Genomic DNA, 22,918 nt, shown 5'->3' with positions numbered 1-22,918 from the left:
CCTTTTTCTTCGTTGGTCTGCAAGAGGAAAATCCCCCCCAAAATGCAAACGGGATCATGTCGCGCACCTCCAAAGCCGCATTGGTGTTCAGAAATGCCCTGAGGTCGTGAAGATGTTTCATGGTCAGAGCCCCTCCCAGATACATTGGGATTGCTCCAACCGGTAGGCTTCAAAGAACTGAGTGGCATCGGGCGAGGATCGTCCGAATTCGATGGGCCGATCAGACAGCGAAATCACCACCCGCGCCGGCTCCAACTCGTACTTCGTGACATAGGCAACCGCGAGGGTCTGGCACAAATGCTCCATATCAGCCGATGCCACGTCGTACCCAATCCGCCCGGCGGTATAGCCGATCTTGGGCGCAATAAACCGGAACCGAACCCACAACTCGCCTGGGTTGTTGTCCAGCAGCACATCGCTTAAGTGCACAGGCTGCCCCGACGGGACCGGCAACAAGTTGTCCGATTGCGCGAAAGCTGGGGATGACCATGCGAGACAGGCCAAGATAAAGGCGCGACCCCAGACCTGCGAGACGCAGGCTCCTCTCTCCGGGGTCGCGCGCGCATGGCTATCGGCCCGCGCTTGTCTATATCTCGTAAGGCATGTCATTAGCAGTTTTGGTCTCAAAGTCAAACATACCGAAGATCATCCGGCGATGTCTTGCCCCCAGCACGCTGTCCAACAGGAAAGCCGTTTCGCCCCTTCCCTTACAACGGAATGTTGTCGTGCTTTTTCCACGGATTCTTAAGCTGCTTGTTGCGCAAGCTGGCAAACGCGCGAGAAACACGGCGGCGGGTTGATTGCGGCATGATTACCTCGTCGATGAAGCCCCGCTCGGCGGCGACGAATGGATTGGCGAAACGGTCTTCGTAATCCTGCGTGTGCTGCGCGATCTTCTCGGCATCCCCCAGATCGGCACGGTGGATGATCTCGGTCGCGCCCTTGGCGCCCATCACAGCAATCTCAGCTGTAGGCCAAGCATAGTTGAAATCGCCACGCAGATGCTTTGAGGCCATAACGTCGTACGCGCCGCCATACGCCTTGCGTGTGATGACGGTAACTTTTGGCACGGTTGCCTCGCCATAGGCGAACAGCAGCTTGGCGCCGTGCTTGATGACCCCACCGTATTCCTGCGACGTGCCCGGCAGGAAACCCGGCACGTCAACCAGTGTCAGGATCGGAATCTCGAAACAGTCGCAGAACCGCACGAACCGCGCCGCCTTACGCGAACTGTCGATATCCAGACATCCAGCAAGAACCATCGGCTGGTTGGCAACGACGCCCACGGTCTGCCCTTCCAAACGAATAAAGCCCGTGATGATGTTCTTGGCGTAGTCTTCCTGAATCTCATAGAAGTCGCCCTCATCCGCCACTTTGGTGATCAGTTCCTTCATGTCATAGGGCGTGTTCGGATTGTCCGGGATCAACGTGTCCAGCGAAGATTCGACGCGCTCGGGGCTGTCAAAGAACGGTCGCACCGGGGGCTTCTCGCGGTTGTTCATCGGCAAGAAGTCGACAAGACGGCGAACCTCAGCCAAGGCTTCGACGTCGTTCTCAAACGCCCCATCAGCGACCGAGGACTTCTTGGTGTGGGTCGAGGCCCCACCCAGTTCTTCGGCGGTGACAACCTCGTTGGTGACGGTCTTTACAACGTCGGGACCGGTCACAAACATGTACGAAGTGTCTTTGACCATAAAGATAAAGTCGGTCATCGCCGGGCTGTACACCGCGCCACCGGCGCAAGGCCCCATGATGACACTGATCTGCGGCACCACCCCCGAAGCCATAATGTTGCGCTGGAACACTTCGGCATAACCCGCCAGCGAGGCAACGCCTTCTTGGATTCGCGCCCCACCCGAGTCGTTGATTCCGATCACCGGTGCGCCGTTCTGAATCGCCATATCCATGATCTTGCAGATCTTCTGCGCATGGGTTTCCGACAATGACCCACCGAACACCGTGAAATCCTGACTGAACACATAGACCATCCGGCCATTGATCGTGCCCCAACCGGTGACCACGCCATCACCCGCAGACTTTTGATTTTCCATCCCGAAATCGGTGCAACGATGGGTGACGAACATATCGAACTCTTCGAAACTGCCCTCGTCCACCAACAGCTCGATCCGCTCACGCGCTGTCAGCTTTCCGCGTCCGTGCTGCGCGTCGATACGCTTTTGCCCACCGCCAAGCCGGGCGTCATTGCGGCGGTCTTCAAGCTCGGTCAGGATGTCTTTCATGGCGCTTATCCCCTGTGAATTTTGACGCGACACTATACGCACAGACGCAAAGGCCAAAGCACCTTTCGGCAAATTTGCAAATATTTGGAAATCAACTTCTGGAAAACTGTAAATTTGCTAAGTATCACCATGAGAGGCGTTCTTGGATAGCATTCATTGAAACGGTCACTATACATGTGAACCATGCAGTTCAGTACACCTCAGGCGCGCAGGTCGCCCCCTACAATCACCACGCTTGTCTTGCTGTCCGGACTTTCCGCACTCAGCCTGAATCTATTCCTGCCAAGCTTACCGAACATGGCCTTGCATTTTCAGACCGACTACAAGGTCATGCAGCTGTCAATCGCGCTGTACCTGCTGGTCAATGCGGTCCTGCAAATCCTAATCGGACCGATTGCGGATAAAGCAGGACGCCGACCTGTTCTGCTTTGGGGACTGGCATTATTCCTGATCGCCACGCTGAGCTGCATCTATGCGCCAAATGCAGAAATCTTCCTGGCCTTCCGCATGTGTCAGGCCGTTGTGGTCGTTGGCATGGTTCTCAGCCGAGCGGCTGTGAGGGATCTTTTTGATCAGGATCAGGCGGCCTCGATGATCGGCTACGTGACAATGGGGACGGCAGTTGTTCCGATGATCGGCCCCGCGATCGGCGGCCTGCTGGAAGAGAGCTTTGGCTGGAAAGCCAATTTCTGGCTGCCCTTTGCACTGGGCGCCATGACACTGGCGCTAACATATTTTGACTTTGGCGAAACCTCAGGAAAAAGCGGCAAAACACTCTTACAGCAATTCCGCGAATACCCGGAATTGCTGCGATCACCCAGGTTCTGGGGCTATTCCCTGTCCTCTGCGCTGTCCTCGGGCGCGTTCTTTGCCTATTTGGGCGGAGCACCCTTTATCGGCACGGAACTGTTCGGCCTCAGCGCTGCGCAGGTCGGTGTCTATTTCGGCGCTCCGGCAGTCGGTTATTTCGTCGGTAATTTCCTCAGCGGCAGGTATTCAGTCCGTTTCGGTGTGAACCGCATGGTCTTTTGGGGATGCTGGCTAAACGCCATCGGCGTAGCTTTGTCGGCCGCGCTGTTTCTGGCGGGCTTCGGGACGGCACTCAGCTTCTTCGGCTTCATGACCTTTGTGGGCGTAGGCAACGGTATGACGATCCCCAACGCCACCTCGGGCGCACTGTCCGTGCGGCCCCACCTGGCCGCGACCGCCTCGGGCCTGAGTGGCGCAATCATGCTGGGTGGCGGCGCAGGCCTCAGCGCGCTGGCGGGGGCGTTGTTGACACATGAAACCGGCGCAATGCCGTTACTGTGGCTGATGCTTGCGACATCGGTTTTGGCCATATGCGCCATTGTGTCCGTCATCCAGCGCGAGAGAAAGCTGGGCCTTTAACACCGCTTGCATTGACGGGTTTGCAAAGTTAGCCTGCGTCGAAAGCAAACTTGCAAAGGCACACTATGGCCACCCAAAAGCTCTACGCTGGTGCAAAACTGCGCGAAATGCGAACGCGCCTGACCCTGACGCAAAAGGAATTCGCCACCAAGCTAGGCGTGTCCCTGCCCTATCTGAACCAGATGGAAAACAACAACCGGCCGATCTCGACCACAGTTGTTTTAGCGCTTGCGCAAGAATTCGGCATGGACGTGACCGAGCTGAGCACCGGCGATAGCGAGCGTCTGGTCTCGGACATGCGCGAGGCACTGGCTGATCCGGTTTTCGATGACGCAATGCCGCCACTGGCTGACCTGCGTCTGACGGCCTCGAACGCACCTGCGCTGGCCCGCGCCTTCATCGCCTTGCACAGGACTTACCGACAAACCCATGAGCGGCTTGCCTCGCTGGACGAAGCACTGGGTCGTGAAGATGCGCAAATTCAAGCCAGCCCGTGGGAGGAGGTGCGGGACTTCTTCCACTATTGCGACAACTATATCGACGCAGTCGACCGCGCAGCCGAACGGTTCTCGACCCGCGCCGAGGACTCGGGCGGCATTCGTGCCGCTGCCATCAACAGCCTTGGGGAAAGGGGCATTCGGGTACAGTTCGTAGACATTGCCGAAACCCGGAAATACGACAGCGAAAGCAAAACGCTTCAACTCTCATCCCGCATTGCGCCGCAAACACAGGTGTTCCAACTGCTGCTGCAGGTCGCCCTAATCAGCCAGGACAAACTGCTCGAGGCGACTTTGGACTTCGCCAAGTTCCAAAGTGACGAGGCGCGCGCAATCGCAAAAATCGGCTTGGCCAATTATTTCGCCGGGGCCTCGCTGATGCCCTACAACACATTCCTGACCGCAGCGCAGGAGTATCGCCACGATCTGGAGTTGCTCAGCAATCGGTTCGGCGCGTCGATCGAGCAGATCGCGCATCGCCTTTCGACCCTCCAACGCCCCGGCGCGAAGGGCATCCCGTTCTTTTTCGTCCGTGTCGATCAAGCTGGCACCATCACCAAGCGCCACTCGGCCACCCGTTTGCAATTCGCCCGGTTCGGAGGAGCCTGCCCCCTGTGGAATGTCCACCGTGCCTTTGAAACCCCCGGCCATTTCTTACGCCAACTGGCGGAAACTCCGGATGGAGTCCGCTATATCTCACTGGCGCGGGATGTCTCGAAATCAGGTGGTTCATACGGCGCGCCTGTGCGCCGGTATGCCATCGCCCTCGGATGCGAAATACGCCATGCCGAGGCGCTAGTCTACGCCGACAACCTAGATATTAACAACGCCAGTGCCTACGAACCCATAGGTATTTCCTGCCGCATCTGCGAGCGGCAAAGCTGCCACCAACGCTCAGTCCCACCGTTGGAACGGCGCCTTTCAATCGACGCCCATACCCGTGGCACCCTCCCCTATGAAGTCACCTGATCTTCACCTGGCCTAAAAATACCCCGGGGGAGGCGCGGCCTGCCGCGGCGGGGGCAGAGCCCCCGCCCCTTTGCCTTACGCTTTGGACAAAATCGCCCAGATTTCATCCTTGAGTGCTGCACGCTTCTTGCGCAACTCACCTTCCGCCAGATCCTCCATCGGTTCGATATTGGTCTCGGCCCGATGCACGACGCGGTTGATCTCGTGATACTCGTCAGCCAGCCGGGCAAAATGCGCATCCGATTGCTTGAGCTGGCTCATCAGTTCGACTTTGTCTGGAAACTCTTCGGCCAGTTCATGCGGGGTGTGGGACATTCCTGTTCGCTCCTAATATGTCGTTACGAGTCAGGTCTATACACCTTTGCCACACCCCACTTTGACGCGGATCAAATCACCGCTGCGCCGTTGCCCATGCCGGGTGAATCCAAGGACGGTCATTGGCTTTCGGCAAGGCGTCTTTGCCCAGCAAGTGGTCCGACATCTTCTCGCCCACCATGATCGAAGGCGCATTAAGATTGCCGTTGGTGATCTGCGGAAAGATCGAGCTGTCGGCGACGCGCAGCCCGTCCACTCCGATCACGCGGCCCTGCGGATCGACGACCGCGTTTTTGTCATCTGCCCGGCCCATCCGGCAAGTGCCGCAGGGGTGATAGGCGCTTTCTGCATGCTCTGCGATAAAGCCATTCAGCTCTTCGTCAGTCTGCACGTCAGCGCCCGGCTGGATTTCCTTGCCTGCATAGGGTTTGAACGCATCCTGCCCGAAAATCTCACGGGTCAGGCGGATGCATTTTCGGAAATCCTCCCAGTCCTTTTCGTGGCTCATGTAATTGAACCGGATCACCGGCGCATCCTCGGGCTGGTCCGAGCGCAGCGTGACTGCCCCACGAGAGGGAGACCGCATCGGCCCAACATGCGCTTGGAACCCGTGCCCTTCGGCCGCCGCCTGACCGTCATAGCGAACAGCTATGGGCAAGAAGTGGTACTGGATATCAGGGTATTCCACGCCCGGGTTCGACCGGATGAATGCCGCGCTTTCAAACTGGTTCGACGCGCCAAGGCCGGTTTTGGTGAACAGCCACTGCGCCCCGATCAGTCCTTTGCTGACCAGATTCCAATGCTTATACAGCGTGATGGGCTGCAATGACGCTTGCTGGATATACAGCTCAAGATGGTCCTGCAGGTTTGCACCCACGCCGGGACGGTCCGCAACAACCGCAATGCCATGTTCGCCCAGATGGGCCGCAGGACCTATGCCAGACAACATCAGCAACTTGGGCGAGTTGATCGAAGACGCGGCCAGAACCACCTCGCGCCGGGCGCGAACGATTTCCTTTTTTCCGCCACGCACAAGTTCTACGCCCGTGGCGCGACCGTTTTCGATGACCACACGGGATGCCAGTCCGCGCACGATATCGCAGTTCTCACGCTTCAGCGCAGGCTTCAGATACGCATTCGCCGCCGACCAGCGCCGCCCTTTCCAGACGGTCTGCTCCATCGGGCCGAAACCTTCCTGTTTCTCACCGTTGTAGTCACCCGTAACCTCATAGCCCGCCTGCTGGCCCGCATCGACAAAGGCCTTGAACAGGGGGTTCTCACGCGGGCCGCGCGACACATGCAGCGGGCCATCTTTACCGCGCCATTCAGGATCGCCACCGTGGCCGCCATCATGCCATGTTTCCATGCGTTTGTAGTACGGAAGCACGTCCGCATAAGACCAGCCATCCGCGCCCATCTCGGACCACGTGTCAAAATCGCGCGCATGGCCGCGCACATAGACCATCCCGTTGATTGAGGAAGACCCACCGATCACCTTACCACGCGGACAGGCCAGTCGGCGATTGTTCAGATGCGGTTCGGGCTCGGACTGATAACCCCAGTCATAGCGGGCCATGTTCATCGGATAGCTCAGCGCTGCAGGCATCTGAATGAACGGCCCCGCATCGGTGCCGCCATGTTCGATCACCAGAACCGAGGCCCCGACCTCGCTCAGGCGATAGGCCATCGCGCAGCCGGCGGATCCGGCGCCCACAATGACGAAATCTGCTTCCATTTTTACGACTCCTTGAACCGCCGCGCCTATTCCAAAGGTCTGCGGCGGTGCCTTTTCATTTGGTGAAGAGGTTATTCGCCGCGCGGGTAGCGGGCGTTTTCCTCGACGACATTCAGATCCATGTGATTGCGCATGTAGCGTTCGGAGGCTTTCTGCAGCGGCTGGTAATCCCACGGGTAATAACCACCCTGCCGCAGCGCCTCGTACACCACCCAGCGGCGGGCCTGGCTGGCACGCACCTCAGCGTCGAACTGATCCAGATCCCAACGCGCCTGGGATTTCGCGCGCAAGGTTTGCAACGTCCCGGCATGGGCGGGATCTTCGGCAAGGTTGACCTGTTCATGCGGGTCCGCCTCAAGGTCGAACAGCTGATCCGGGTCCAGCGCGCAGCGGTTGTATTTCCATTTGCCATAGCGCAACGAAACCAGCGGCGCATAAGACGCCTCGGCCGCGTATTCCATCGCGACAGGCGCGGTGCGTTCGCCCCCTTGCGCCAGTGGCACAAGATCCTCGCCATCGGTCCATGGGGCAATTTCCGCCATGTCGACGCCCGCCAAAGCGCCCAAGGTCGGTGTGACATCAATGGTCGAGACCGGCGTGTCGATCCGACCTGCGGGCAGGTCGGGGGCCGAGATCATCAGCGGCACGCGCGACGACCCTTCGAAGAAGGTCATCTTGAACCACAAACCGCGCTCGCCCAGCATGTCGCCGTGGTCCGAGACGAAAAGGATGATCGCCTCTTGCCGCGTGGTTTCCAGCACCTCAAGAATTTCACCGATCTTGTCGTCCAGATACGAGATATTGGCGAAATACGCGCGGCGTGACTTGCGGATGTCTTCTTCGGTGATGTCAAAGCTGCGCCAGTCATTGGCGTCGAAAATGCGCTTGGAATGCGGGTCCTGATTGTCATAGCCCAAGTCCGAAACCTCGGGCAGCAGGTGTTCGCAATCCTCGTAAAGGTCCCAGTATTTCCGGCGTGCTACATACGGATCATGCGGATGGGTAAAGCTAACAGTCACGCACCACGGGCGGTCGTCTTTACCGCGGGCCAGATCATACAGCTTGGCCTTGGCGTTGTAGGCGACCTCGTCGTCATACTCCATCTGGTTGGAAATCTCGGCCACGCCCGCGCCCGTCACCGAACCCATGTTGTGATACCACCAGTCGATCCGCTCACCCGGCTTGCGGTAATCGGGCGTCCAGCCGAAATCAGCCGGGTAAATATCGGTGGTCAGGCGATCCTCGAACCCGTGCAGCTGATCGGGGCCGACGAAATGCATCTTGCCGGACAAGCAGGTATAGTAGCCCGCGCGGCGCAAGTGGTGCGCATAGGTGGGAATGTCGCTGCGGAATTCAGCGGCGTTGTCATAGACCCCAGTCCGTGAAGGCAACTGGCCGGACATAAAGCTGGCCCGCCCCGGCGCGCACAAAGGCGAGGCCGTGTAAGCGTTTGCGAACCGCGTCGACCGTTCTGCCAGTTTCTTTAGGTTAGGCGCATGAAGCCAATCAGCGGGACCATCGGGAAAGAGGGTCCCGTTCAGCTGATCCACCATCAGGATCAGAATGTTCGGTTTTGTCATTTTTCAGCCTCGAGCAGAGTGTTGAGGACACGCATCGCGTGGTTCACAGCAAGTTGCGGTTCTTCCGGGGCGCTGAGCGCCGCATGGATATACAGACCGTCGATCAGAGCGATCATATTCTCAGCCGCTTCGACCGGGTCGTTCATCAACGGGCGCAGGGCGTCAATCAGATTGGACCGGATGCGCGCCTGATAGATCTGCCACAAACGCAGCGCGTCGTTGTTGGTCTGCGCCAAAACGTAAAACGTCATCCACGCAGCAATCACATCGGGCGTGAAACAGGATGGCGCAAAGCAGGCGCGGATAATAGCCTGTGCCCGTTCACTCGGCGCGGCCGCCTTCAATTCCGCCCGCGCCTCGTTCCCGAAATCGGTGAGAATACGACGCATTGCAGCCAGAAATATCTGATCCTTGCCGCCAAAATAGTGGTGCGCCAGGGCGCTGGACATTCCAGCTCGCTTGGCGATCTGGCTGACGGTCACGTCGAGGGACTTTTTCGAGCCAAGCTCGGCAATCGTCGCCCGGACGATTGCATCACGGCGGATTGGCTCCATTCCGAGTTTCGGCACAGCTGTCCCCTCCCTACGAGTTGGTGGGAGGAACGCTACGAATTTTTTATTGACCCGTCAATCAATAACCATTGCCGAGCGCTAAAATCCGCTAGAGCTTGGATGCAATGCTTGGTGTGGTCAGGTTGCTGCGGTTCAAAACGGCCTCACGCCAGGCAATAAAGCTGACGGCGGACAGGATCAGCGCACCCCCTCCCACGACCCATATGTCAACACTTTCGTGAAAGACCAGCGCGCCCAACAGCGTCGCCCAGATCAGTTGCAGAAAGGTTACCGGTTGTGTGACCGCCACCGGTGCCGCCTGCAAAGCCAGCGTCATGAAATAGTGACCTGCGGTTGCAAAAATTGCGACCAGAAACAGCACTTTTAAATCGTGCCAACTTGGAGGCTCCCAGACAGCGATAGCAAAGGGGATCAGTGCCACTGTCACCCAAATCGACAGATGCGCCACGACAACTGCTGGTGGGATATCGCGAACAAGTCGCTTGGCCAGCAGGTACGATCCGCCAAACGTCAACGCAGCGCCCAGCATGGCCAGATGACCTGCCGAGACTTCTCGAAAACCAGGGCGCAGGATGATCAGCACTCCGACCAAGGCCACAAGAATCGCGGCGATCCGACGAAAGGCCAGCTTTTCACCGAGAAAAAGCGCGGCCCCCAGCGTCACATAGACCGGCGTCATGTAGTTCATGGCAGTGACCTCGGCCAAGGGTATTTGGGTCATCGCGTAGAACCACAGCATAACCCCGACCGCATGGACGCCGCCGCGCACGCTGAACAGGGTCAGCTGTCGGCGCGTCAGGTGCGTTGTCAGGATCGCACGCAGCGCCGGCAGCAGAAAGACAAGTCCCAGCACGTACCGCAAAAACGCCGCCTGGATCGGGTTCATCGTCATGCCCAGCGATTTGACCAGGGCCATCATCACCACAAAGGACAGCCCGGCTGAAAACATCCAGAACATGCCCGCAAGGGGACGGTAAGGGGTGGCGTGCGTTGACATGCCCAAATCTCAACACCGAAATCTGGCCAGGAACAACCCTTCACATGGCAACAAGTTTGAGTGCAATGCCCAGCATGACGACGCCGATCAACACGTCCAATACTTGCCAGGCACGCGGGCGGGCAAAGACAGGGGACAGCACCCCTGCCCCATATCCCAGCGAAAAGAAAAACACAAAGCTGGACAGCATTGCACCCGCGGCAAACGCCATCCGATCCTCATACTGGGCCGAGATCGAACCGATCAGAACTACCGTGTCCAGATAGACATGCGGGTTTAGCCATGTGAAGGCCAGCACAGTCAAAAGAACCGACCTAAGACTGGCGCGCTGGCCTTTGTCCACGTCCATTGCAGCCCCACCACGCCACGCCGATTGCAGGCTGCGCAGCCCATACCACGTCAGGAATATCGTCCCGCCATAGCGCATGACTGTTTCAAACCACGGTGCCGCTTCGGCCAAAGCGCCAAACCCTGCGACACCGGCTGCGATGAGGATGGCGTCGGACACGGCACAGGTTAGACACAGGGGAAATACATGCTCACGCCGCAATCCCTGACGCAGTACGAATGCATTCTGCGCCCCGATGGCAAGGATCAGGCTGAAACCCAACACGAAACCGGCAATAAGGGGTGTGTACATGGAACCTCCTGTCGTCTGCGGCGTTGACTAAGGGTTCCAAGCCAACCTATCAAATTAAAGATGTTGACCTCAGTTAAGTTTGGCTAATGCTGCTTGATCCCAATCACCTGTCAGCGCTGTCCTCGATCCTGCGGCATGGCAGTTTCGACGCTGCTGCTGCCGAACTTGCGGTGACGCCCTCGGCCATTTCTCAGCGGATCAAGGCGTTAGAGGATCGCGTAGGGGTTGCATTGATCAATCGCGGCACGCCCTGCACCGGCACACCAGCGGGGTTGCGTATCGCCCGGCACGCCGAGGATATCGGGCTGCTCGAGGCTAAGCTGGCGCGCGAATTGACGCTGGATCAGGCGACAGGTCCGGCCCGCGTGCGCGTCGCAGTGCCCGCAGACGTTCTGGCAACTTGGTTCATTGACGTCATGGCGCAGGTGGACGGATTGCTGTTTGATCTGGTGGTCGACGATCAAGACCATTCGGCAGAATGGTTGCGGCGCGGAGAGGTCAGCGCCGCAATCACCGTCGGCGGACAGCCGGTTGTGGGGTGCGATACCACGGCTTTGGGCGTGTTGCGCTATATCGCCACCGCCAGCCCTGCCTTTGTGGACAAGTGGTTTGCAGACGGCGTGAATGAACACAGTCTGGCGCGTGCCCCCTGCCTGACGTTCAATCGCAAAGACGGCCTTCAGAAATCATGGATTCTTGAACGGATAGGCTGCCAGTTGTCGCCACCCTCACATTTCCTGCCGTCGTCGCAAGGGTTTGTTGACGCCGCGATTGCCGGGATAGGCTGGGGAATGAACCCGATTGGACTGGCACAAAACGCGCTGGAAGACGGTCGTTTGCGCCCTTTAATGCCCGATGCCCCTTTGGACGTACCCCTCTCGTGGCAGGTGGGCCGCGCTCTGGGCTCTGCTTTGGCACCGATGACGCATGCGGTCAAGCGTGTCGCCGCCCAGGCACTGTATCCGGGTTAACACCCAACGATCAGGATGCCGCAGCCTTCTGCGCGATTGGCAAGACCACGCGGTAACAAGTGATGGCCGCGAACAGGCTGAGCAGAACGATAAACACAATGGCCCACGCAACCTCGTGCATATGAGCCACCCCGGCCAGCGCGGCTGACAGGATCACCGCCGTGATGCGGCAGATGCTTTTAATTGCCGCCGCCCCTTTGACCCGCTGGTCCTTGGGCGCCACGTCCAGAAAATACAATTGACGCGCTCCGCTGATGCCCGTCACGGCAACGGTCACAATGAACAGGGCAATGGCGTGCAGATGCACCGCGTGATCGACCCCCAGAAAATGGACCGTTACCAATACGGCCCCGGTCGCAGCGACCATAAGATTACCAGTCACCATGACCGCACGGTGCGATTTCATGTTCACCAGTTGCCACAGAGGCGCTGATACCAGATATCCCGACGCGGAGGAGATAATCATGGCCGTCAGCCCTTTGGCCGACGCGTGATGCGCCTCGGCCGCGATCAGGGCAAAGAACGGGACCGACAGGGACACCACAACCAAAGGCAGCCGCATAACCACATACCGACGGAACCAGGCTTCATCGAACATGGCGACAATATCGGTGAAATTCTCGGAAAACTTCCGTTTCTGCGCCTTGTGCGGCGTGCCCTTAACCTTGGTTTCACGCGCAATTTCCGACAGCGCCAAAATAGACAGGCCCGACAGAACGAAGAAGGTCACCGAAACCGCAATCACGGCGGTATGGCGGGAAAAAGGCGGATTCTCCCTTGTGATTTCATGCACCAACAGCGCTAAACCTATGGCCCCTAACCCTCCGACACCCATTTGAAGGTAGTGCATGATCATCCGGGATTTCGATTGCACGTGATCGCCCAGCAGATCGGTGTACATCAACGACTGGATCTCTTCGATCAAACCGATCAGGAAGAATGCCGCGACAAAGGCCACAGCGGTTGCAGGCACAACCCCGGTGGAGGCCACAATAACCGCCAATACAAGGCAGGCGCCCACCCCGACCTCGGTCAGGGCAATCCCGCGTTTCTTTTGCTGTCGCGCCGAAATCGGCTGCGCCAGAAAGATGTCCGAGATCATGCTGCCGAACATTCGGATAGACACCAGCGCACCAGCAATGAACATTGGCAATTCCAGTGACACCGCAAGAAACGGCAGAACGATCGACGGGCTTCCAAGCGTCCACGCAACCTGAGACAGAATGCTCTGGCCGGTCAAAACCGGAAGGTTTCTCTTGGGGGCGCTGGCTGGGCTGTCCGTCATCTGCTCAAGTGGTCTATTGGCCCGATAGGTAAAGTGTTTCTATTTCAAACCTATCGGGTTCTGGCTGAGCGGCCAAGAAGTCTTGATCGGCAAAAGAAAAAACCCGACCAATGGCCGGGTTTTCTATGGGTATATTTTGGCGCAGATCAGAGCTGGGCCATAACCTCATCCGTCGCTTCGAAGTTGGTCGTGACACGCTGCACGTCATCGTCGTCTTCCAGCGCATCAACCAGCTTCATCAACTTTTGCATGTCTTCCAGACCCAACTCGGTCGTGGTCGTCGGCTTCCAGACCAATTTGGTGGATTCGGATTCGCCAAGCGCGCCTTCCAATGCGTTCGAGACCTCGTTCAAATCGGTATCTGCACACCAGATGATGTGGCCGTCTTCCGAGCTTTCGACGTCCTCAGCCCCGGCTTCGATGGCGGCTTCGAATATCGTGTCCGCGTCGCCTGCGTCCGCCGGATAAACAACCTCGCCCTTACGGTCGAACATGAACCCGACCGAGCCGGTTTCGCCCAGATTGCCGCCGTTCTTCGAGAACGTGGACCGAACGGTCGAAGCAGTCCGGTTGCGGTTGTCGGTCATTGTCTCGACGATCACGGCCACACCGTTCGGGCCATAGCCCTCGTACCGGATTTCTTCGTATTCGTCGCCTTCACCCGCAACCGATTTCTTGATGGCGCGGTCGATCACGTCCTTGGGGACCGAGTTCGACTTGGCCTCTTTCACCGCCAGACGCAGGCGCGGGTTCTTGTCGGGATCGGGGTCGCCCATCTTTGCGGCTACGGTGATCTCTTTCGACAGTTTGGAAAACAGCTTGGACCGCGCGGCGTCCTGACGACCCTTGCGGTGCTGGATGTTGGCCCATTTGGAATGGCCTGCCATGGTGCGTCCTCGTGATAGTAATTGCGTATTCGGCGCTCATATAGACGTTTGCAGGGCATGGGATCAAGAGAGCGGCTTGCCCGACGCCCCCTTGCGGGTATGGTGGCCCCATGACGACAGATCAAATTATTCTTTTTGCCCTTTTCGCCTCCGTTTTCGGAATGCTTCTGTGGGGACGGTTTCGATATGATCTTGTTGCCTTTTCCGCGTTGTTGATCGGTGTCGTGTTGGGTGTCGTGCCCGTGGATGACGCCTTTGCCGGTTTTGGGCACCCTGCAACCATTATCGTAGCGCTGGTTCTGGTCGTGTCTGCCGGGTTGGTCCGGTCCGGGGCCGTGTTCCTGATCACGCGCACACTTGTCGACGCGTCGCGCGGGCTTGGCGCTCATATCGCGCTGATGGGTGGAATCGGCGCGGTTTTGTCGGCCTTTATGAACAACGTGGCAGCGCTGGCTCTGCTGATGCCGGTCGACATCCAAACCGCGCGCAAGGCGGGGCGGTCGGTGGGCCTGACGTTGATGCCGCTGAGCTTTGCCACCATTCTGGGCGGCATGGCGACGCTGATCGGCACGCCACCCAACATCATCATCGCCTCGATCCGGCAGGAGACGCTGGGCGAACCGTTCAAGATGTTCGATTTCGCTCCGGTCGGCGGGCTGGCAGCCATTGCCGGGCTGGCCTTTGTGTCCTTGATCGGCTGGCGATTGATCCCGAACCGGGGGCCGCAACAGGAAAGCTCTGAGGCGTTAGCCGAATACATCGCCGAACTCACCATCCCGCCTGAATCGGCGCATATCGGCAAACGGGTTAGTGAGCTTTATGAGGCCGCCGAGAAATCAGACGTCGCAATCATCGGCCTGATCCGCGACGGCAAACGGCGCTATGGGCGTTCTGCGCATGCGACGCTCAAGGAAGGCGACGCGCTGGTGCTAGAGGCCCGCCCCGAGGCGCTGGATGAATTTCGCGCCGCGCTGAACCTCGATTTCTCGGACACGCGGCGGCAGGAATTACTGACCGCCGAAGGCGACGGGCTGGAAGTGATTGAGGTCGTCGCTACTGAAAGTGCCCGTATTACCGGACGCACTGCGCAGGGGTTGGGCTTAGCCTGGCGTCAAAGCACTGTGTTGATGGGTATCTCGCGCCAAGGCCGCCGCATCGCTGAACAGGTCCGCAAGACCGAGGTTGAGGCCGGGGACATCCTGCTGCTGCTCTGCCCCCGTGATCGCAGCGCCGATGTAACCGAGTGGCTGGGCTGTTTGCCTTTGGCACAACGCGGGCTGAACGTCACCGCTAATGACAAGGCGTGGTTGGCCATTGGCCTGTTTGCCGCCGCTGTCCTGGCGGCCAGTGTCGGGTTGATCTACCTGCCGATTGCTCTGGGGCTGGTCGTGGTCGCTTATGTGCTGACCAAGATCTTGCCGATCGCCGACATCTATAACCACATCGAATGGCCGGTCGTGGTTTTGTTGGGTTCGATGATCCCGCTGGGCAGCGCGTTAGAGACATCGGGCGGCACCGAACTGATCGCCAATGCGCTGGTGCAATTGACCGACGGCCTGCCCGCATGGGCCATTCTTACAGTGCTGATGATCGTCACGATGACCCTTTCGGATGTGCTGAACAACACCGCCACAGCCATCGTTGCCGCCCCGGTCGGCATCCAGATGGCCCGCACGCTTGAGGTCTCACCCGATCCGTTCCTGATGACCGTCGCCGTGGCGGCCTCAGCCGCGTTCCTGACCCCCATCGGACATAAGAACAATACGCTGGTATTGGGTCCCGGAGGGTATCGGTTCGGTGACTATTGGCGCATGGGCCTGCCACTGGAAATCCTCATCGTCGCAGTTTCCATCCCCGCCATCCTTGTCTTCTGGCCACTTTGACGGGTAAGGGCAGCGCATGAAACGATTTCTGATCCTGCAACTGCGCCCGGAAACCGAGGCGTCCGACGCCGAATACGCCTCAATCCTGGACAAGACCGGCCTGTCGCCGGACCAGACCCACCGCATCCGGCTGGATTGCGAATCCCTGCCCGAGGGACTGGACGTTAAAGAATACGCCGGTGTGATCGTCGGCGGCGGCCCCGGATGCGTCAGCGATGATCCCGAAACGAAGTCCGAGGTCGACGCACGTGTCGAAGCGGCCATCATGGGCCTCATGCCGCAGATTACCGCAAATGATCACCCGTTCATGGGCTGCTGTTATGGCCTTGGCATACTGGCCGCACATTTGGGCGGAGACGTCAGCAAGGATCAGTACGGAGAACCCGTTGGCCCCTCAACTTGCCATCTGACCGACGAAGGCGCGCGTGACCCGTTGACCGCCGGGCTGGGCGAAAGTTTCGACGCGTTTGTCGGACACAAGGAAGCCGTGCAAGCACTGCCTGATGGCTGTGTTCACCTGCTGGCCTCGGACCCCTGCCCGTTTCAGATGATCCGCTGGGGCCAGAACGTCTATGCCACGCAGTTCCACCCCGAGGCCGACGCGCGGGATTTCGAACAGCGCATTAACATCTACAAAAACTTCGGCTATTTCCCGCCCGAAGACGCCCAGCGCCTGATTGATATCTGCCATGCGGCTGATGTGACAAAGCCCGGCGAAATCTTGCGCCGTTTCGCTCAGCGCTACATGTGACCTAACGGCGCTGTTGCCTGCGCCGTCAACACTCGCTTAGGCTGATCCGAATGGCTTTGGGAGGAGTTGTTCTTGGATCTGCTTATAAATGTCGGCCTGCCGCTGTCGCTTGCCATTATCATGCTGTCCCTGGGGATCGGACTGCACGTCGCTGATTTCCGCCGTGTTCTGACCCGCGGCTATCCGTTCGCCATCGGCGCGCTGAGTCAGGTGGTCCTGCTGCCTATCGCGGCCTTCATCACTGTCAAACTGTTCGCCTTGCCGCCCGATATTGCGGTGGGCTTCATGTTGCTCAGCTTTTGCCCTGGCGGTGTCACAAGCAATATCTTGTCCAAACTGGCCAAAGGCGATGTGGCGCTGTCGGTCAGCTTAACAGCGGTCATCAGTTTGCTGTCCATGCTCACAGTGCCTTTCTTGGCGGCTTGGTCGATCCATCATTTCATGGGCGAAGACGCACCCGAGGTTTCAATCACCGGACTGGCCATCGCCATGTTCCTGATCACCACCCTGCCTGTCGCCATCGGCGTCACCATTCGCCACTTTGCTACTGCTTTTGCGGAACGGATCAACGCACCACTATCCAAACTGGCGACCGCCTTGTTCGTTCTGATCGTCCTCGCCGCCGTGGCCGGAAACTGGCAACTGCTTATTGAGAACCTTGCCATCATGGGTGCCGGGCTGGTCACACTGAACATCGCGCTTCTGGCAATCGGGCTGTTCATGGCCCGTGCTGCAAAACTGTCGTGGGATGAGAGTAAAACGATCTCAATCGAAACCGGCATTCAGAATTCGACACTGGGGATCACTCTGGCGGCGCTGATTACAGGCACCGAGAGCGGGTTCAGCCCGCTGGCCCTGCCCGCAGCCGTGTACGGGATCATGATGTACGTCGTCGCCCTGCCTTATATCGCCTGGCTTCGCGGTCGCTGAAAGGACAAGACATGACCAACAACACTGCTGACGCCATCGTTGTGGGCGCCGGGTTGGCCGGGTTGGCGGCTGCTGCCGAACTTGGGGATCGCGGCAAGAAGGTGATCGTGCTGGATCAGGAGCCCGAGCTTTTTCTGGGTGGCCAAGCGTTTTGGAGCCTTGGTGGTTTGTTCATGGTCGACACCCCGGAACAGCGCCGGATGGGCATCAGGGACAGCCGCGAACTGGCTCTGCGCGACTGGATGGGCAGCGCGCAGTTCGACCGCGAAGAAGACGCGTGGCCCCGCAAATGGGCCGAGGCCTATGTGGAATTCGCAGCCGGTGAGATGCGTCCATGGCTGCACGAGATGGGCCTGCGCTGGTTTCCCATCGTAGGCTGGGCCGAGCGTGGCGGGTCTTATGCGGATGGCCACGGCAACTCGGTGCCGCGCTTTCACATCACATGGGGCACCGGGCCGGGTGTTCTGAAGAACTTCATTCGCCGCGTGCGTGAACATGTAAGCGCCGGGTTGATCGAGATGAAATTCCGCCATCAGGTCAGCCACATTATCATGCAGAACGGCTGCGCCAAGGGAGTTTCGGGCGAGGTTCTGGCCGATGACACCGCCCCTCATGGTGCCAAGACCAACCGCGATGAGGTTGGTGAGTTCGAGGTCTACGCGCCCACGGTCATCGTCACCTCGGGCGGGATTGGCGGCAATTTCGAGATGGTGCGCAAAAGCTGGCCCCGCGAGCGGCTGGGCGAGCCGCCCCAAAACATGGTCGCAGGCGTGCCCTTTCATGTGGATGGCCGCATGATCGGCATCAGCGAAAAAGCGGGCGGTCACGTAATCAACGGCGACCGGATGTGGCATTACACCGAAGGTGTGCGCAATTGGAATCCGATTTGGCCCTCGCATGGTATCCGTATCCTGCCGGGGCCCAGTTCCATGTGGTTCGACGCGCGCGGCAACCGACTGAAGCCGCCCTGCATGCCAGGTTTCGACACGCTGGGTACACTGAAGGAAATTCTGAAAACTGGGTATGAATACAGCTGGTTCGTGTTGACCCAGAAGGTGATCAAGAAGGAATTCGCCCTGTCGGGGTCGGAACAAAACCCCGACATGACCGATGGCGGCTGGCGCGAAGTGCTGTTTCAGCGTGTGCTGACCGGATCGAAGGCCACCGCGCCGGTTGAAGCGTTCAAGGAACATGGCGAAGATTTCATCGTCGCCAATACCCTGACCGAGCTGGTCAGCGGTATGAACCAATTAGGCGGCGGCCTGATCGATGAGGCCCACCTGCGTGCCCAGATCGAGGCGCGGGATTCTCAGGTCGACAACCCCTTTACCAAGGATGCGCAGATGGCGGCCATTCTGGCAGCGCGGAACTATCGCGGAGACAAACTAATCCGCACCGCCAAGCCGCATAAATTCCTCGACCCGGCCAATGGCCCGTTGATCGCGGTAAAACTGCACGTTTTGACCCGTAAAACACTGGGTGGATTACAAACCAATCTGGACAGCCAGATGGTCGGTGCAGACGGTCAGGTCGTTCCCGGGCTGTTCGCAGCCGGAGAGGTCGCCGGGTTCGGCGGCGGCGGCTATCACGGGTATAACGCGCTGGAAGGCTCGTTTCTGGGCGGCTGCATCTTTTCGGGCTGCAATGCCGGGCGGTCAAGGGCCGTCGCGTGACGGCCCTATCTTATTGAGTGCGGGTGAATTTCATGACCGGCTCACCAGCCGCATCCAGAAAGGCCAGCGCATCGCCTTCCATCGCGTAGGTGGTGACGTTCTGCAAAGTTGCCAAGAACTGCCGTTCGACCTCTTCCAGTTCTGGCGGACAGGCCATCAACGTGGCGGCCATGTTGTCAGGAAAGGCGATTGATGCACCAGAGATCTCAGCCTGACCATTGAACCGATTGCACCCTCCGCTTCCGGAAAAGGCTCCGCCCTGCGCAAAGGAAATCTCGGGGCGGCGTTCAGTTTCAATCGGCGCGCCGTTCAAGGTGGCGGCTGTCCACTGCGTATTTTCCAGCATGGCGCCCCCCTGAGCCTGCACCAGTATCAGATCTGCTGAATTCCCTGCGTCGCCGGTCAAAACCGGATAGGCCGTGTCTGTCGTAAACAACAGGTTCTGCCCCTGATTGATCGTGGCGCGCACAACATAACTGTGGCCCTCTTGGATCAGAGCGTCGTCAAAGGTCAGCTCAAACTGGGCGGGCACACCTGTCATCGCATAGCGTTTCGCAGCCAGTGACACCGCCGGCGCATCGGCACGCGAGACATCCTGAAGCTCAACATACAGCGTCGCGTCCGGCGGCACCGCGATCCGCTCACGGTACGAGGCCGTACCCGTCACAGTTCCGGCATGGCTTTGGCTGCCCAGAATAGCCAACACAAATGCGCTGGCGACGATGAACTGACCGAGTTTTGGAAAAGGCATGGATTAATCCTTTCACGTCCGATTTGGTGAAAAGATCGTGTGCGGATCGGTATTTACAAGGCCTACTAAACCGGATCGGCGATTCCGTGCCAGATTTACAAGGGCCAGATAAAGGGAATCAGCAATGACGCCAGCAATCCGACGGTCAGGTTCAGCGGCACGCCGACCTTCAGGAAATCAGTAAATCTGTATCCGCCCGGACCGTACACCATCATGTTGGTCTGATAGCCAATTGGCGTTGCAAACGAGGCCGAAGCCGCCACCATCACAGCCACCACCAGCGGTCGCGGATCGATCCCAACTGCCTGCGCCAATCCGATGGCAATTGGCGTCACCACCACGGCCACCGCATTGTTCGACACCAGTTCTGTCAGTACTGAGGTCAACAGGTAAACGGCCCAGATGATGAGGAATGGCGGCAGTAAGCTCAGGCTCGGCGCAATGGCCTCGACAATCAGGGAAACGGCACCGGATTTGTCCAGTGCCGCGCCGATGGCCAGCATGGAAAAGATCAGGGCCAACAGGCGGCCTTCGACAAAGGAAAACGCCTCATCCGCGTCGATGCAGCGGGTCAGCAGCACCACCGCAACGGCCAGAACCGACAGCAGCAAGATAGGTGCCACACCCAAAGCGGCCAAGGCGACGATGCCCACAAGCGAGCCAATCGCAATCGGTGCATGGCTACGGCGAAACGCGCGGGCCGAAGGCTGCGTTACATCAACCATCTCCATATCAGCCGCCAGCTTCTGAATGTCTCCCGGAGCGCCTTCCAACAACAGCGTATCGCCAACCCGCACCACCAGTTCGTCCAGCTGACGCCCGATATTCTGGTTCCTTCGATGCACCGCCAGCACGTAGACACCATACCGACGCCGCAGCCGTAGTGTGCCGAGCGTCCGCCCAACCATACGACAGCCCGGAGTGATCAGCACCTCGACCGTCTTGGTCTCAACCGCCGAGACCTGATCGACGCGCTTGAGTTCCCTATTGCTTTGCAGGCTCAGCAACTCGGTCATCTCGGTTCGCAGAACCACACGGTCGCCGGTCTTGAGTTCAACACCTTTAAGGTTGCGCCGGAGCGACTCGTCGCCCCGGATTACGTCGATAAGGCGCACACCGGGGCGTTTGAAAAGCTGCACCCCAGTCACTTCCCGACCAATCAGGTTGCTTTCAGGGGGGATGACGGCCTCGGTGAAGAATTTCATCTTGGATCGGTCGGACAACAGAGTAGCCATGCTGTCACGTTCCGGCAGCAGGCGCGGCGCGATGAAGCGTAGGTAGACCATGCCATAGATCACCAGCGCAATCCCCAGCGGCGTGACCTCGAGGATCGAGAACGCCTTCATCCCCTGCGCGCGGGCCACACCATCCACCAACAGGTTGGTCGATGTCCCGATCAGGGTCAGTGTGCCGCCCAAAATCGCCGCGTAGCTCAGCGGTATCAGCAGTTTCGAGGCCGGTACGTTCAGCGTGCGCGCGATCTGTACAAAGACCGGGATCATCACTACAACTACCGGCGTGTTCGACACCACGGCAGAGGCCAGCACGACAAACGCCATCAACAGACCAATGGCAAAGCGCGGATTCACCTGCGCCTGCTTCTGCGCGGTCGAAGTAAACGCATCCAGCGCCCCCGTTCGCACCAACGCGCCCATGATGATGAACATCGCGGCAATGGTCCAAGGGGCGGGGTTGGACAGAACGGCCAGCGCGCTCTGATACGGCAGAATGCCCGTCACCAGCATCACTGCGACACCACCGATTGCAACGACCTCGGTCGGATATACTTCGCGCAGGAACATGAAGAACATGCCCGCAACGACCATCAGCGCCACGATCGCACTGCCCGTTTCTGTCAGTTGAAGGAATTGCATTCTTGGTTTTGTGTCCGAACCTTGGCTTGCGCGCCCGTCGGGCAGTTTCCCGCATTGCGGGCGGCAGAGCAAGCCTTACTGCGGCCCGGCCTGCTGCAACCGCCCACCAATGCGGACCATTTGCACAGTTTTTGCCTGCCCGTCGCGGTCATCGGTCTCGACGAAGACACCACTCAGCGTCGCCTCGCCATTGGCGGGGGTGAACCGCGCCTTGGGCATTCCGGTGATGAAGCGGCGCATCGGTTCCACCTTGTCCATACCGATCACCGAGTCATAGTCGCCGCACATCCCCGCATCTGTCAGATAGCCCGTGCCGCCAGGCAAAATCTGCGCGTCCGCCGTGGGCACATGGGTATGTGTTCCAACCACAAGGCTGGCACGTTTGTCGCAGTAATGGCCCATAGCCATCTTCTCGGACGTAGCCTCACAATGCATATCGACGATGATCGCGTTCGCCTGACCACCGCGTGGATGAGATTTCAGGATGGTTTCAACAGCCGAGAACGGGTCATCAAAGGGCCGTTTCATAAAGACCTGCCCCAATACCTGCACCACCAGAACCTTGCGGCCTCCGGGCGCGTTATACAGCCGATACCCTCGCCCCGGCGCGCCCTTTGCAAAGTTGACGGGGCGTACGATGCGCGGCTCTTTCTCGATGAATTGAAGCATATCCTTCTGATCGAATGCATGATCGCCCAGAGTCAGACAATCAGCGCCCGCATCCAGCAGCAGCTTGGCATGATCGCCGGTCAGCCCCATCCCGTTCGAGGCGTTCTCACCATTGACTACAACGAAATCCAGCCGCCATTCGTCGCGCAGGCGCGGCAAGTGTTGTTGGATGGCCGTGCGTCCCGCGCGGCCCATAACGTCACCCAGAAAAAGTATCCTCATCCAACCTGTCCTAAGTGTGGCGTCTGCCAAGCACAAGTGGTTAAACTGCCGCCATAATCCGTGAAAACACTTTGGACAGGAGAGTTTG

Annotated in this window: 20 protein-coding genes; 7 read left to right on the top strand and 13 right to left on the bottom strand. The window is 58.9% G+C overall.

Annotation, left to right across the window (positions count from 1 at the left end; translation table 11 throughout):
• Positions 1-123: 123 nt before the first annotated feature.
• Positions 124-456 (bottom strand): DUF6497 family protein, encoded by a 333-nt coding sequence (locus ACR0LN_RS07655; protein ID WP_480428820.1) that lies wholly within the window; start codon positions 454-456, stop codon positions 124-126.
• Between the two features lie 251 nt (positions 457-707).
• Positions 708-2,240 carry an acyl-CoA carboxylase subunit beta gene (locus tag ACR0LN_RS07650; RefSeq protein ID WP_480428818.1) on the bottom strand — a complete coding sequence of 511 codons (1,533 nt, stop codon included), beginning with the start codon at positions 2,238-2,240 and terminating at the stop codon, positions 708-710.
• Positions 2,241-2,423: 183 nt separating this feature from the next.
• On the opposite strand from ACR0LN_RS07650, the gene ACR0LN_RS07645 reads away from it, so the two are divergent.
• Together ACR0LN_RS07645 and ACR0LN_RS07640 are read left to right on the top strand one after the other, a co-directional pair.
• Positions 2,424-3,629 carry a multidrug effflux MFS transporter gene (locus ACR0LN_RS07645; RefSeq protein ID WP_480428817.1) on the top strand — a complete coding sequence of 402 codons (1,206 nt, stop codon included), beginning with the start codon at positions 2,424-2,426 and terminating at the stop codon, positions 3,627-3,629.
• Positions 3,630-3,694: 65 nt separating this feature from the next.
• Positions 3,695-5,095 (top strand): helix-turn-helix domain-containing protein, encoded by a 1,401-nt coding sequence (locus ACR0LN_RS07640; protein ID WP_480428816.1) that lies wholly within the window; start codon positions 3,695-3,697, stop codon positions 5,093-5,095.
• A gap of 75 nt (positions 5,096-5,170) precedes the next feature.
• On the opposite strand, the gene ACR0LN_RS07635 is transcribed toward ACR0LN_RS07640, so the two are convergent.
• The 6 genes from ACR0LN_RS07635 to lysE all read right to left on the bottom strand — a co-directional run bounded on the left by ACR0LN_RS07635 (position 5,171) and on the right by lysE (position 10,934).
• Positions 5,171-5,410 (bottom strand): HP1242/YdcH family protein, encoded by a 240-nt coding sequence (locus ACR0LN_RS07635; RefSeq protein WP_480428815.1) that lies wholly within the window; start codon positions 5,408-5,410, stop codon positions 5,171-5,173.
• 76 nt (positions 5,411-5,486) lie between these two features.
• On the bottom strand, positions 5,487-7,145 hold the full coding sequence (gene betA, locus ACR0LN_RS07630) for a choline dehydrogenase (protein ID WP_480428813.1): 1,659 nt from the start codon (positions 7,143-7,145) through the stop codon (positions 5,487-5,489).
• Positions 7,146-7,216: 71 nt separating this feature from the next.
• The gene (gene betC / locus ACR0LN_RS07625) at positions 7,217-8,725 is read right to left on the bottom strand and encodes a choline-sulfatase (protein WP_480428812.1); all 1,509 of its coding nucleotides are present in this window, start codon (positions 8,723-8,725) and stop codon (positions 7,217-7,219) included.
• Complete coding sequence (gene betI / locus ACR0LN_RS07620) at positions 8,722-9,279, bottom strand: choline-binding transcriptional repressor BetI (RefSeq protein ID WP_480429063.1); 558 nt, start codon at positions 9,277-9,279, stop codon at positions 8,722-8,724. Before betI ends, betC begins: the two co-directional genes overlap by 4 nt.
• Before the next feature lie 106 nt (positions 9,280-9,385).
• Positions 9,386-10,294 carry a DMT family transporter gene (locus ACR0LN_RS07615; protein ID WP_480428811.1) on the bottom strand — a complete coding sequence of 303 codons (909 nt, stop codon included), beginning with the start codon at positions 10,292-10,294 and terminating at the stop codon, positions 9,386-9,388.
• 40 nt (positions 10,295-10,334) lie between these two features.
• Positions 10,335-10,934 (bottom strand): L-lysine exporter, encoded by a 600-nt coding sequence (lysE, locus tag ACR0LN_RS07610; RefSeq protein ID WP_480428810.1) that lies wholly within the window; start codon positions 10,932-10,934, stop codon positions 10,335-10,337.
• A gap of 86 nt (positions 10,935-11,020) precedes the next feature.
• Here lysE and ACR0LN_RS07605 point away from each other — a divergent pair, with 86 nt between their 5' ends.
• Positions 11,021-11,905, top strand: coding sequence for a LysR family transcriptional regulator ArgP (locus ACR0LN_RS07605; protein ID WP_480428808.1), 885 nt, complete (start codon positions 11,021-11,023; stop codon positions 11,903-11,905).
• A gap of 10 nt (positions 11,906-11,915) precedes the next feature.
• Here ACR0LN_RS07605 and ACR0LN_RS07600 read toward each other — a convergent pair whose 3' ends face one another.
• The gene (locus ACR0LN_RS07600) at positions 11,916-13,190 is read right to left on the bottom strand and encodes a permease (protein WP_480428807.1); all 1,275 of its coding nucleotides are present in this window, start codon (positions 13,188-13,190) and stop codon (positions 11,916-11,918) included.
• Between the two features lie 146 nt (positions 13,191-13,336).
• Positions 13,337-14,077, bottom strand: a complete 741-nt coding sequence (locus tag ACR0LN_RS07595; RefSeq protein WP_480428806.1) for a YebC/PmpR family DNA-binding transcriptional regulator — start codon at positions 14,075-14,077, stop codon at positions 13,337-13,339.
• 110 nt (positions 14,078-14,187) lie between these two features.
• On the opposite strand from ACR0LN_RS07595, the gene ACR0LN_RS07590 reads away from it, so the two are divergent.
• The 4 genes from ACR0LN_RS07590 (at position 14,188) to ACR0LN_RS07575 (ending at position 19,314) form a co-directional block, all read left to right on the top strand.
• Positions 14,188-15,960 (top strand): SLC13 family permease, encoded by a 1,773-nt coding sequence (locus ACR0LN_RS07590; RefSeq protein ID WP_480428805.1) that lies wholly within the window; start codon positions 14,188-14,190, stop codon positions 15,958-15,960.
• Positions 15,961-15,976: 16 nt separating this feature from the next.
• Positions 15,977-16,711, top strand: coding sequence for a glutamine amidotransferase (locus ACR0LN_RS07585; RefSeq protein ID WP_480428804.1), 735 nt, complete (start codon positions 15,977-15,979; stop codon positions 16,709-16,711).
• Positions 16,712-16,783: 72 nt separating this feature from the next.
• Positions 16,784-17,641, top strand: a complete 858-nt coding sequence (locus ACR0LN_RS07580; RefSeq protein ID WP_480428802.1) for a bile acid:sodium symporter family protein — start codon at positions 16,784-16,786, stop codon at positions 17,639-17,641.
• Positions 17,642-17,652: 11 nt separating this feature from the next.
• Complete coding sequence (locus ACR0LN_RS07575) at positions 17,653-19,314, top strand: FAD-binding dehydrogenase (protein WP_480428801.1); 1,662 nt, start codon at positions 17,653-17,655, stop codon at positions 19,312-19,314.
• Positions 19,315-19,324: 10 nt separating this feature from the next.
• Here the strand turns inward: ACR0LN_RS07575 and ACR0LN_RS07570 are convergent, their stop codons facing one another.
• The 3 genes from ACR0LN_RS07570 to ACR0LN_RS07560 form a co-directional block, all read right to left on the bottom strand.
• On the bottom strand, positions 19,325-20,065 hold the full coding sequence (locus ACR0LN_RS07570; protein ID WP_480428800.1) for a YbaY family lipoprotein: 741 nt from the start codon (positions 20,063-20,065) through the stop codon (positions 19,325-19,327).
• A gap of 95 nt (positions 20,066-20,160) precedes the next feature.
• Positions 20,161-21,939 carry an SLC13 family permease gene (locus ACR0LN_RS07565; RefSeq protein WP_480428798.1) on the bottom strand — a complete coding sequence of 593 codons (1,779 nt, stop codon included), beginning with the start codon at positions 21,937-21,939 and terminating at the stop codon, positions 20,161-20,163.
• A 75-nt stretch (positions 21,940-22,014) separates the two neighbouring features.
• Positions 22,015-22,830, bottom strand: a complete 816-nt coding sequence (locus tag ACR0LN_RS07560; RefSeq protein WP_480428796.1) for a TIGR00282 family metallophosphoesterase — start codon at positions 22,828-22,830, stop codon at positions 22,015-22,017.
• Positions 22,831-22,918 lie beyond the last annotated feature (88 nt).

It is taken from the genome of Ruegeria sp. AA6 (genome assembly GCF_056542865.1).
The sequence above is the reverse complement of the archived record's forward strand: the minus strand, read 5'-3'. Positions and strand labels throughout refer to the sequence as shown.